At 62.0% G+C, this 11,954-nt stretch carries 12 protein-coding genes; 6 read left to right on the top strand and 6 right to left on the bottom strand.

Going from position 1 to position 11,954, the window contains the following annotated elements:
* Nucleotides 1–28: 28 nt before the first annotated feature.
* The 6 genes from LZK81_RS13320 (at nt 29) to msrA (ending at nt 5,447) form a co-directional block, all read left to right on the top strand.
* Complete coding sequence (locus LZK81_RS13320) at nt 29–1,300, top strand: ABC transporter substrate-binding protein (protein WP_233953589.1); 1,272 nt, start codon at nt 29–31, stop codon at nt 1,298–1,300.
* A gap of 10 nt (nt 1,301–1,310) precedes the next feature.
* Nucleotides 1,311–2,243: a carbohydrate ABC transporter permease gene (locus LZK81_RS13315; RefSeq protein ID WP_046608601.1), complete on the top strand. Its 933-nt coding sequence runs from the start codon at nt 1,311–1,313 to the stop codon at nt 2,241–2,243.
* The gene (locus tag LZK81_RS13310; protein WP_233953588.1) at nt 2,233–3,075 is read left to right on the top strand and encodes a carbohydrate ABC transporter permease; all 843 of its coding nucleotides are present in this window, start codon (nt 2,233–2,235) and stop codon (nt 3,073–3,075) included. Before LZK81_RS13315 ends, LZK81_RS13310 begins: the two co-directional genes overlap by 11 nt.
* Before the next feature lie 19 nt (nt 3,076–3,094).
* Entirely contained in the window at nt 3,095–4,147 is a 1,053-nt protein-coding gene (locus tag LZK81_RS13305) for an ABC transporter ATP-binding protein (protein ID WP_233953587.1), read from the top strand.
* Between the two features lie 8 nt (nt 4,148–4,155).
* The gene (locus LZK81_RS13300; RefSeq protein ID WP_233953586.1) at nt 4,156–4,848 is read left to right on the top strand and encodes a hypothetical protein; all 693 of its coding nucleotides are present in this window, start codon (nt 4,156–4,158) and stop codon (nt 4,846–4,848) included.
* Between the two features lie 74 nt (nt 4,849–4,922).
* The gene (msrA, locus tag LZK81_RS13295; protein WP_233953585.1) at nt 4,923–5,447 is read left to right on the top strand and encodes a peptide-methionine (S)-S-oxide reductase MsrA; all 525 of its coding nucleotides are present in this window, start codon (nt 4,923–4,925) and stop codon (nt 5,445–5,447) included.
* 59 nt (nt 5,448–5,506) lie between these two features.
* On the opposite strand, the gene LZK81_RS13290 is transcribed toward msrA, so the two are convergent.
* From LZK81_RS13290 to LZK81_RS13265, 6 genes are all read right to left on the bottom strand, one after another.
* Nucleotides 5,507–6,940, bottom strand: a complete 1,434-nt coding sequence (locus LZK81_RS13290; protein ID WP_046608605.1) for an aldehyde dehydrogenase family protein — start codon at nt 6,938–6,940, stop codon at nt 5,507–5,509.
* A gap of 69 nt (nt 6,941–7,009) precedes the next feature.
* The gene (locus tag LZK81_RS13285) at nt 7,010–8,290 is read right to left on the bottom strand and encodes a TRAP transporter large permease (RefSeq protein ID WP_233953584.1); all 1,281 of its coding nucleotides are present in this window, start codon (nt 8,288–8,290) and stop codon (nt 7,010–7,012) included.
* On the bottom strand, nt 8,290–8,811 hold the full coding sequence (locus LZK81_RS13280; RefSeq protein ID WP_046604020.1) for a TRAP transporter small permease: 522 nt from the start codon (nt 8,809–8,811) through the stop codon (nt 8,290–8,292). Before LZK81_RS13280 ends, LZK81_RS13285 begins: the two co-directional genes overlap by 1 nt.
* An 84-nt stretch (nt 8,812–8,895) precedes the next feature.
* Entirely contained in the window at nt 8,896–9,867 is a 972-nt protein-coding gene (locus LZK81_RS13275) for a TRAP transporter substrate-binding protein (protein WP_046668627.1), read from the bottom strand.
* A gap of 82 nt (nt 9,868–9,949) precedes the next feature.
* Entirely contained in the window at nt 9,950–10,816 is an 867-nt protein-coding gene (locus tag LZK81_RS13270) for an amidohydrolase family protein (protein WP_233953583.1), read from the bottom strand.
* A complete protein-coding gene (locus LZK81_RS13265; protein WP_233953582.1) occupies nt 10,816–11,952 on the bottom strand; it encodes a mandelate racemase/muconate lactonizing enzyme family protein in 1,137 nt (378 codons plus the stop codon). The genes LZK81_RS13270 and LZK81_RS13265 overlap by 1 nt, the downstream gene beginning before the upstream one ends.
* Nucleotides 11,953–11,954 lie beyond the last annotated feature (2 nt).

Below are 11,954 nucleotides of genomic sequence, written 5' to 3'. Positions count from 1 at the left end.
CAAACCAATCTTTGGAGGAGGAACGGGAATGAACTATCATCGGACTTTGAAATCTGCGGTCGCGGCATTGGCCGTGGCCGTGCCACTCTGCTGGAGCGGCATCGCCAACGCGCAGGACGCGGTCAACCTGCGCATGACCATCTGGAGCGCCAACGAGGCGCATCTGAAGCTGTTCGGCGACATCGCCGCCGGCTTTAAGAAAGACCATCCGAACGTGACGGTGACCTACGAGTCGCTGCCGTTCGATACCTATACGACGGCGCTGACGACCCAGATCGCCGGCGGCAACGCGCCCGACATGGCCTGGATTTTTGAGACCGCCGCCTATGACTTCGTCAATTCCGGCGCGCTTTATCCGCTGACGGATACGCTCAAGGCCACCAAGGGCTATAACGCGGAGGAGCTGAGCGCGACGGCTGCCGAGCGCTGGACCAAGGACGGCAAGCTGTTCGCCTATCCGTTCTCGACCTCGCCGTTTGCGATGTTCGTCAATAACGACCTCATCAAGGCCTCCGGCGCCAAGACGCCGGCGGAAATGATCGCAGCCGGCCAGTGGACCTGGGATAACGCCATCGCCACCGCATCCACCGTCGGCAAGACCGGCAAGGGCGGCCTGATCGTTCGCGACTTCAATTACCAGATCTGGCAGAATCTTGCCTCCGTCTGGAACGGCTGGGGCGCCTCGCCATGGAGCGCCGACGGCAAGACCTGCACGATGACCGAAAAGCCGATGGTCGATGCGCTCACCTTCATTCACGATGCCGTCTTCAAGAACAAGGCGATGCCGGGTCCCGGCGAAAGCGTCGACTTCTTCGCCGGCAATGCGGCGATGACGATCACGCAGATCAGCCGCGCCTCGCTGTTGCCGAAGGACAAGCCTTTCGCCTGGGATCTGGTGCCGCTGCCGAAGGGCCCGGCCGGCAACTATGCGCTGATCGGCCAGGCCGGCGTCGGCGTCATGCAGGCGGGCAGACACGCCAAGACGGCTGCCGAATTCGTCGCCTATATGACGAACCCGGAAAACTCGGCCAAGCTCAGCCAGTTCTTCCCGTCGGCCCGCAAGTCGCTGCTGAACGCCGAAGTCCTGAAGAAGACCAATCCGCTGCTGAGCCAGGAACAGATCGACAAGGTCGTGATCTCCGGCATTGCCACCGGCAAGGTCATTCCGGGCCATACGGGCTTTGCGCAGATCCAGCAGGCGGTTCGTTCCGGCCTCGATGCCGTCTGGCGCCCGGATGCGAATATCCCGACTGCCCTCCAGCAGATCTGCGGCCAGATCGGCCCGCTTCTGAAGCGCTGAGGAAGAACCGATGGCTGTCGCACAGCAAACCGCCCGTCCGGAAGGCCGCTCTTCATCGTCGTTCTGGACGATCGCGCGGCGCGACAGCCTCGCCGGCTTTCTTTTCATCGCCCCGCAACTGATCGGGATCACCCTTTTCGTGCTGATCCCGCTCTGCCTCGTCTTCTGGTATTCGCTGCACGAGTGGAACGTGCTCGCCAATACCTTCACCTATACCGGCCTCACGAACTACCAGATGCTTCTCGAAGACACGAGCTTGCCCTCGGTGCTCGGGGCGACGGCGATCTTTTCTGCCGGGCTGGTGATCTTCAACCTGAGCCTGGCGCTGCTGCTTGCGGTGCTGCTCAACCAGAAGCTCGCCGGCATCACCATCTTCCGCACGCTGTTCTTCTCGCCGGTCGTAGTGTCGCTGGTCGCATGGACGATCGTCTGGGGTTTCCTGCTGCAAAAGAACGGCGGCATCAACGGTGTGCTGCTCGTCTTCGGCATCGAGGGCCCGAACTGGCTGCGCGAACCGGTGACCGCGATGATCTCGGTCATCATTGTGCAGGTCTTCAAGAATGTCGGCCTCAACATGATCCTGTTCCTCGCCGCCCTCCAGGGCGTGCCGAACGAACTCTACGAGGCGGCCCGCATCGACGGTGCGCCGCGCTTCAAGCAGTTCCGCCGCATCACCCTGCCGCTGATCAGCCCGACCATCCTCTTGACCTCGATCATCACCATCGTCGGGTCGCTGCAGGTGTTTGCGCAGATCGCCGTGCTGACCCAGGGCGGGCCGGGTCTCACGACCACGGTGCTGGTCTACTATCTCTACCAGCAGGCCTTCCAGTTCCATTTCTTCGGCTACGGCTCGACGCTGTCGATCATGCTGTTCGTGATCGTTGCGGTGCTGACTTTCGCCCAGTGGCAGATGCGCAAGAGGATCGTCTTTTATGAAAGCTGAGCTCTCCCCGCGCAGACAAGTCTTTCTCTACGGCCTGCTCTGTGTTCTCCTGATCCCCTTCGTCTTTCCGACCTGGTGGATGGTCACGTCGTCGGTCAAGCCGATCAGCGACATCTTCGCTTTTCCGCCGCAGCTCCTTCCGGAAAGCTATGACTGGACGACCTATTCCAAGGTTTTCGAACTGCAGCCCTTCGTGAAGCAGTATTGGAATTCTGCCTATATCGCGGCGCTGGTGACGATCGGCACGATGGTCGTCTCCTCCATGGCCGGATACGCCTTTGCGCGGATCAAATTCCCCTTTGCCAACGCCATTTTCATGGTCGTGCTGCTCGGGCTCTTGATCCCGTCGGAAGTGACTATCGTGCCGCTCTTCCAGATGTTCCTGAAGGCCGGCATGGTCAACACCCATTGGCCACTGATCCTGGTGCCGATCTTCGGCGCCCCGAGCGTGTTCGCGACATTCGTGATGCGGCAGTTCTTTATTGCACTGCCTGTCGAACTCGAAGAGGCGGCGCGTGTCGATGGCCTCGGGCGTTTCAAGATTTTTCGCAAGATCGCCTTGCCGCTTGCAAGGCCGGCGCTCGCGTCGGTCGCGATCTTCACCTTCCTGCATTCCTGGAACCTCTATCTGGAGCCGATCGTGTTCCTGTCGAGTGCGGACAAATTCACGCTGCCGCAGGCGCTGACCCAATATACCGACGCCTATGGCGGGCCGATGTGGAACATCCAGCTCGCCGCCGCGACGCCGACGGCGCTGCCCGTTCTCATCGTCTTCATCATCGCGCAGAAGCAATTCGTCGAAGGGCTCGCGCATACCGGCCTCAAGGGCTGAAGAACCGGAAATCTGATTGATGGCTGAAGTTACCCTTTCCAATGTCCGCAAGAGTTATGGCGCCGTCGATATCATCCACGGCATCGACCTTGGCATCACTGACGGCGAATTCGTTGTGCTGGTCGGCCCGTCCGGCTGCGGCAAGTCCACCCTGCTCAGGATGGTCGCGGGGCTGGAGACGATCACCGGCGGTGACGTGAGAATCGGCGGCCGGGTGGTCAACGACCTTGATCCGAAGGATCGCGACATTGCCATGGTCTTCCAGAATTATGCGCTCTATCCGCATATGACTGTTGCGACCAACATGGGCTTCTCGCTGGAGCATCGCGGCGGCAGCAAGGCGGAGATCGCCGAGCGGGTCAAATGGGCCGCCGACATCCTTGGCCTCGCGCCGCTGCTCGACCGTTATCCGCGCCAATTGTCCGGCGGCCAGCGCCAGCGCGTCGCGATGGGGCGGGCGATCGTGCGCGATCCCAAGGTGTTCCTGTTCGATGAGCCGCTTTCCAATCTTGACGCGAAACTGCGCGTCGTCATGCGCGGCGAGATCAAAAGCCTGCACCAGAGGCTGAAGACCACCACCATTTATGTGACGCATGACCAGGTCGAGGCGATGACGATGGCCGACAAGATCGTCGTGCTGAACGGCGGCCGGGTCGAGCAGATTGGCGCACCGCTCGACCTCTACGACCGGCCGGCCAACCAGTTCGTGGCGGGCTTCATCGGCTCGCCGTCGATGAATTTCCTCACCGGCACGATCACGCCCGAAGGTTTCACAGCGCCCGGAATTCTGCTGCCTCTGCCCGAGGCCGCGCATGGGCACAAGGACCGAAAGGCGGTCTACGGCATTCGGCCGGAGCACTTTGCCCTGGACGAGAGCGGGGTGCCGGCGGAAATCATCCTTGTCGAGCCGATGGGGTCGGAGACGCAGGTGACAATGAAGCTCGGCGAAACGCTTGCCACCGGCGTGTTTCGCGAACGGGTTTCGTTGTCGCCGGGAGCGACCATCCGCGTGCGGCCGGAGCTCGGCAATATCCATCTCTTCGCCGCCGATGGCGGCCAGCGTTTGAACTGAGGCCGGTGATGCCGAATTATCCTGAAACCAAGCTCAGCAAGGCGCTGCGTGGCGGCGAATTCCCGGTCATCGTCTCGCTTGGGCGGCACGACCTCGACCTTGCCAAGGCGGCGATCGGGGCAGGGGCCTTTGCCATCAAGGTGCATCTCAACGCCTATCATCGCGCCACCGGCACCACATTCGGCAGTTTTCCCGAGGAGCGGCCGTTTTTCGAGAAACTGGCGCCGCTCGGGGTGCCGCTGCTGGTGATGGCCGGCCAGGAGACGGTGCCGACGCCGGAGGAACTCGATGCCTTGGCCGAGTTGGGTTTTGAGGGTTTCAACGTTTATGTCGACCATCTTCAGCCGCATCTGCTGCAGTCGAAGCTCCGCCCGATCCCGGCGCTCGGCGAGAAAAGCACGGACGAGGATCTGAAGACCATCGTCGCCATTCCCGGCGCCATGATGGAGGCATCCGTCGCGTCGTTTGCCGATTACGGCAAAGCGCTCAACGAGGCCGACCTTGGCCGCTACAGGGAAATCACCTCGAAGGCCGGTATTCCGGTCATCGCGCCGAGCCAGAAGCGTTTCGTGGCCGACGATATGGCAAGGTTGAAGACAGCCGGCATCGCGGCGCCGCTGCTCGGTGTCATCGTCACCGGCACGACGCCGAAGAGCCTGGAAGAGGCGGTGCGTCCGATCGTCGAGGCAGCAGTCGGCTGAGTGGTGACGATGGATTGAATTTCTTCCGTCGGATCGCCATTTTAGGTGCAAATCCAAAACCGAAGGAGGAAAGCATGACGACGTCTACCGAACGGGCCGTTCTGGCCGGTGGTTGTTTCTGGGGCATGCAGGACCTGATCCGGCGCCTGCCCGGCGTGGTTTCGACCCGCGTCGGCTATAGCGGCGGCGATGTGCCGAACGCGACCTACCGCAATCACGGCACCCATGCCGAAGCGATCGAGATCATCTTCGATCCGGCCAAGACCAGCTATCGCGATATTCTGGAATTCTTCTTCCAGATCCACGATCCGTCGACCAAGAACCGCCAGGGCAACGATATAGGCATGAGCTATCGTTCGGCGATCTATTACGAGAGCGATGAACAGAAGCGCGTCGCCGAAGATACGATCGCCGATGTCAACGCATCGGGGTTATGGTCGGGCAAGGTGGTGACGGAAGTGGAGCCGGTCGGCGATTTCTGGCAGGCCGAACCGGAGCATCAGGATTACCTGGAGCGCTATCCGAATGGCTATACATGCCATTTCCCGCGCCCGAACTGGAAGCTGCCGAAGCGCGCCAGCGTTGCTGCCGCTGAATAAGCCGTCTTAATTCACGAATTGAAGGCGCTGCCATCTCAAAATGGCAGCGCCTTTTTTTGTTAGGCCAGCGTGTAGGCGGTCTTCACCACGGTGAAGAACTCGGCGGCATACTTGCCCTGTTCGCGCGGGCCGAAGGACGAGGCCTTGCGGCCGCCGAACGGCACGTGGAAATCGACGCCGGCGGTCGGCAGGTTGACCATCACCATGCCTGCCTCGGAGTTGCGCTTGAAATGCGTCGCATGCTTGAGGCTGGTGGTGGCGATGCCCGCCGACAGGCCGAAGGGCGTGTCGTTGGCGGTTGCCAGCGCTTCCTCGTAGTTCTTCACCCGGATGACCGATGCGACCGGGCCAAAAATCTCCTCGCGGGAGATGCGCATCTGGTTGGTCGCTTCGGTGAACAGCGTCGGCTGGAGGTAGAAGCCGGGCGTGTCGCGCTTCACGAGTTCGCCGCCGAAGGCGAGCTTGGCGCCTTCGTTTTTGCCGATCTCGATATAGTCGGTGTCCTGCTTCAGCTGCTTGTCGTCGACGACCGGGCCGATATGGCTGCCGGCCTTCATGGCGTTGTCGACGTTGAGCGTCTTCAGCTTCTCGGTGAGTGCTGCGACGAACTTGTCGTGGATGCCTTCGGTCACGATCAGGCGGGACGAAGCGGTGCAACGCTGGCCGGTCGAGAAGAAACCGGAATTGGCAGCGGCTTCGACGGCGACGTTGAGGTCCGCGTCGTCGAGGACGATCATCGGGTTCTTGCCGCCCATTTCCAGCTGGAACTTGCGGTTATGCTCGATCGAGGCGAGCGCGACGCGCTTGCCGGTGCCGGTGGAGCCGGTGAAGGTGATGCCGGCGAGATCCGGGCTGTCGAGCATGGCCTGGCCGACGACCGAGCCGCGGCCCATGACGAGGTTCAGGACGCCCTTGGGCAGGCCGGCGCGGTGGAGGATGTCGACGATCGCCCAGCCACAGCCAGGTACGAGATCGGCAGGCTTGAAGACGACGGTATTGCCGTAGCAGAGCGCCGGCGCGATCTTCCATGCGGGGATGGCGATCGGGAAATTCCACGGTGTGATGATGCCGATGACGCCGAGCGGTTCGCGGGTGATCTCGACGCCGATATTCGGGCGGGCCGACGGCACCAGTTCGCCGGTCAGGCGCAGTGCTTCGCCGGCGAAGAAATCGAAGATCTGGGCGGCGCGGGTGACTTCGCCGATCGCTTCGGGAAGGATCTTGCCTTCCTCGCGGGCGAGAAGTGCGCCGAGTTCTTCCTTGCGGGCGAGAATCTCGTCGGAAGCTTTCCGAAGAATTGCGTGACGCTCCAGGATGCCGGAGCGCGACCAGGCGGGGAAAGCGGCCTTGGCGGCAGCGATTGCCTGTTTGGCGTCGTCGGCGCTGCCCTGGGCATACATGCCCACGACATCGTTGGTATCGGACGGGTTGATGTTCTTGGAAGCTTCCGAGCCGACCCATTCGCCGGCGATCAGGTTCTGGTAGATGGTCATGGACCTCTCCTTTCATGTGAAAGGCCCCGCCATGGGGGCGGGACCGTCAGATAGAGCTTGTTCAGTCGCTTACCTGAAAATGCTTGGCAGCCAGAGCGACAGGGCAGGGATGTAAGTCACGAGCAGCAATACTGCGATGCTGGCTCCGAAGAAAGGCCAGATCGTGCGCATCGCTTCACGTATCGTGATGCCGCCGACCGCGCAACTGACGAAGAGCACGGTTCCGACCGGCGGCGTGTTGAGGCCGATGCCGGCATTGAGGATCATGATGACGCCGAAATGGACCGGATCGATGCCGAAGGCCTTGACGACCGGGAGCAGGATCGGCGTCGAGATGATGACCATCGGCGCCATGTCCATGAACGTGCCGAGCACCAGCAGGATGACGTTGATCATCAGGAGCACGATGATCGGATTGTCCGAAACCGCGCTGATTGCCGCGATGATCAGCGTCTGGACCTGCAGGAATGCCATCAGCCAGCCGAACGCGGCTGCGGTGCCGATGACCAGCAGTACCATCGCGGTGGTGCGCACGGCGCCCATGACGGCCTCGACGAAACCGTCCCAGTTCAGTTCGCGATAAACGAGCATGGCGACAAGGAAGGCATAGATGACGGCAATGCAGGAACTTTCCGTGGCCGTGAACACGCCGGAGCGGACGCCGCCGAAGATGATGGCGATCAGCAGGATGCCCGGCAGCGAGGCCAGAAAGTAATAACCGACGCGGGCAAAGCCCGGGAAGGGGTCGGCCGGGTAACCGCGTTTGACGGCAACCCACCAGGCAGTGACCATCAGCGCCCCGGCCAGCAACAGGCCGGGAACGATGCCGGCGGTGAAGAGGTCGGCGACGGAGACGTTGCCGCCGGCTGCGATCGAATAGAGGATCATGTTGTGCGAGGGTGGGATCATCAGCGCGATGATGGCGGCGTTGGCCGTCACGTTGACTGCATAGTCCCTGTCATAACCGCGCGCAGCCATCTGCGGGATCATCAAGCCGCCAACGGCCGACGCGTCCGCTACGGCCGAACCGGAAATGCCGCCGAACAGCGTCGAGGCGACGACGTTGACCTGGCCGAGACCACCGCGCATGTGGCCGACAAGGCCGGCGGCAAAGCGGATCAGCCTCTGCGCGATGCCGCCGCGCACCATCAGGTCGCCGGCGAAGATGAAGAACGGGATCGCCATCATGGCGAAGACGTTCATGCCGGAGTTCAGCTGCTGGAAGACGACGATCGGCGGCAGGCCCATGTAGAGGACCGTCGCGAAGGATGCTATGCCGAGGCAGAAGGCGATCGGCATGCCGACCAGCATGAGGAAGGTAAAGGAACCGAAAAGAATCGCGTAGGCCATTACGCAGCCTCCTGCACGAGGACGTCGGCAGCAACGTCCTCGCCGATGGCGACGTCGACGAAGCGCTCCAGAGCGAAAAGAGAGATCATCGCGCCGCCGACGATCATCGGGAAGAAGTCGGTGCCGCCCGGCCAGCCGAGAACGGGAATAGTGGCCGACCAGGTACCCATGGCCAGCAGCGTCGAATAATATGCCATGCCGATACCGAAGAGCACGATCAGGCCCAGGCTCAGGAGGTCCATCGCCTTCTGGATTGCCGGTGGCATCACGTAGCGGACGATATCGAGCCCGAGATGCACGCTCTCACGCACGCCGACGGCGGCTCCGAGCATGATGAACCAGGACATCAGATAGAGCGACAGCGGCTCGGACCAGCTCGGCGAGTCGTTGAGGACATAACGGCCGAACACCTGCCAGCCGACGATGAGGGTCATGGCGATCATGCCGATGCCGGAGATATAAAGTGATATGCGGCTAAGCCCGCCCAGATAGGGCTTTATGGCCAGCATGAAGTTTCTCATGATCCTGTCCCCTTCGCAGCAGCAAGGCTGCCGGATATGCAAGAAAAAACCGGCCCTCTTGGCGAGGGCCGGTCTCCGGTAGGCTTACTTGACGGCCTGAATCTGTTCCAGCAGGGCCTTCTGCTTCGGATCTGTGACGAACTTGTCGTAGACCGGCTTCATGACGGCCGAGAACTCGTCCTTGTTGACCTTGATGACGTTGGCGCCACCGGCACGAACCTTGGCTTCAGAGGACTTTTCGCGGGCAGTCCAGAGTTCGCGCATCTTGACGACTGAATCCTTGGCGGCCTGGCGGAAGATCTTCTGGTCTTCAGGGGTCAGCTTGTCCCAGGAGATCTTGGACATGACCAGGATTTCCGGGTTCAGCGAATGTTCGGTCAGCGTATAGTTCTTGGCGATCTCATAGTGGCGTGCCGATTCATAGGAAGGCCAGTTGTTTTCCGCGCCGTCGACCACGCCGGTTTCGAGCGAGGAATAGACTTCGCCCATCGGCATCGGCGTCGGGTTGGCGCCAAAGGCCTGCATCATGGCGATCCAGAGGTCTGACTGCTGGACGCGGATCTTCATGCCCTTCAGGTCGGCAAGCTTGGTGATCGGCTTCTTGGTGGTGTAGAAGGAGCGCGCGCCGGAATCGTAATAGGCAAGGCCGACCAGGCCATGCGGTTCGAAGGCCTTCAGGATTTCGTCGCCGATCGGGCCGTCGACGACCTTGTGCATGTGCTCGGTCGAGCGGAACAGGAAGGGCAGGCCGAGAACGGTGGTCTGCGGCACGAGGTTGTTGAACGGCGCAGCATTGACACGGTTCATATCGATGACGCCGAAACGGGTCTGCTCGATCGTGTCCTTTTCACCGCCCAGTACCGAGTTGTTCATCACCTGGATCTTGATGCGGCCGTTGGTGCGCTGGGAGACCAGTTCGCCCATGTATTTGACGGCATCGACGGTCGGATAACCGTCCGGATGGATGTCGGCGGAACGCAGGGTAACCTGTGCATTGGCGGCCGTCGCGCCGAGCGCGAGGCCGAAGGCAAGGCCGAGCAGTTTCGTGAGTTTCATGTTGTCCTCCTCTGTGTGAGCGCCGGAGCCTCCACGCCCCGGTCGTTGAATTTATCAGTCTTCCTCAGGCCTCCCGTGCCGTTTATCGGGCGGGCAGGCCGTAAAGTTCTTCGGGATTTTTCACGAGTGCGAGCTCGCGTGCCGCATCGTCCGGGAGCCAGCCGAGCACGGTATCTGTCAGCGCCGCGTCATCCGGATAATCGGCCTGTTCGCGGGCGAGGTTATGCGGCCAGTTGGTGCCCCAGATGATGCGTTCCGGTGCGTATCTGGCGATTTCCCGGGCGACCGCGGCGACATCGGCGTAGTCCGGGCCGCCGGCCTTCGAGGATTCGTAGACGCCGGCGAACTTGAACCAGCATTTTCCACCGTCGATGAGGCGCTTGACGGCATCGACCTGAGGGCTATCAGGCGTGACACCGGCGAAAAACTTGCCGTGGTGATCGAAGACCCAGCGGGACTTCAGGTTCTTCAGGCGCTCTTCGTGGTCGAGAATGTTGCTGCCGTCGAACTGGACGGCGACCATCCAGTTGCGGGAGGCCGCCTTGGCGTCGACGGCTTCGAGTTCCGACAGGTTCACCGCGCCGCCCGGCAGGTCCATGATGCGGGCGCCGACATTGCCGGCTGCTACGAGGTTATCCAGTTCGGCTTCCGACGTGGTGCTGTCGATCACGCAGACGCCGCGGGCGATCGAACCGAATTCCGCAAGGCAGGCGTTGAGATTGGAATTGTCGCGCTGCTGGGCATTGCCCTGGGTGACGATCACCCGATCGATGCCGATCCAGCGCATGAACTGGAGATACTGGGCGGGTGTCGGCAAATCTCCAGCCGGCAGCCCGGGACCGCCGGGGAGCGATGGAAAGCCCGGCAGATAAGCATGCATCTGAGTGTCGATCGCGCCCTTGGGCAGTTTGGTCTTGGGCGGCGTGCCGGAAAGGGTGCGGACGAGCATCAGATATCTCCCATGCGGAATTCTTTGAGCGCATCGCGGTTGATCTCGATCCCAAGGCCGGGGCCGTTCGGGATCTGCACCACGCCGCGCTCGTGTTCGATCGGGGTTTTGATCACCGCCTGACGGAACGGATTGTGGGTACGGTCGAATTCGAGGATCGGTTCGATCGGGTTGACCCGAACCGGGCTCGGGATCATCGCCGCCATGAACTGCAGGGCCGCCGCGATATGTACACCGGTGCCCCAGACATGCGGCACGACGCGGATGCCGTGAAGGGCTGCCATGTCGGCAACGCGCTTGGCTTCGGTAAAGCCGCCGACGCCGGCAAGGTCGGGCTGCAGGATATCGACGGCGCGGGTTTCCACCGGCTCGCGCATGCCCCAGCGGCTATGCCAGGTCTCGCCGCCGGCGACCGGGATCGGCTGGCGGGCGCGGACTTCGCGATAGGCGGCGAGCTGTTCCGGCACGACCGGTTCTTCGAACCAGTCGATGTTGAGTTCTGCAGCGGCCTGGCCGAATTTGATTGCCTCTATGGCGTCATAACCATGGTTGGCATCGACCATCAGGCGCATGTCGGAGCCGACGGCATCGCGCACGGCGCGGATGACGCGCAGATCTTCCTCGACACCAAAGCCGATCTTGATCTTGCTGGCGTGAAAACCCTGTTCCCAATAGCGGGCGACATCCGTCGCATTGTCCTCGACGCGGTCGACGCCGTCGCGCTTGAAGCTGCCGGTGGCGTAAGCCTTGACGCTCTCGCGGAACCGACCGCCGAGCAGGATGGAGACCGGCACGCCGAAATGTTTGCCCTTGATATCCCAGAGCGCGATATCGATGCCGGACAGTGCCGTGACGGCGAGGCCGCGCTGGCCCTGGTCGCGCAGGGCGTTATAGAGCCGCGCCCAGATCTTTTCGGTTTCGAGCGGGTTTTCGCCGATCAGCCAGTTCGCATAGGTCGCGACCACGGCGGCATTCGGCCGGGCCGGGCCGAGGCATTCGCCCCAGCCGATCGTGCCGTCATCGCACTCGATCTCGACGAGCACATGGGCGCGGCGATCGAAGCGCATCGAGCCGCTTTCGAAGGCGACGTCGAGCCTGTGTTCGAGGAGATGGGTGCGAACGGAAGCGATCTTCATGA

It is taken from the genome of Neorhizobium galegae, assembly GCF_021391675.1.
GTDB lineage: Bacteria > Pseudomonadota > Alphaproteobacteria > Rhizobiales > Rhizobiaceae > Neorhizobium > Neorhizobium galegae_B.
The sequence above is the reverse complement of the archived record's forward strand: the minus strand, read 5'-3'. Positions and strand labels throughout refer to the sequence as shown.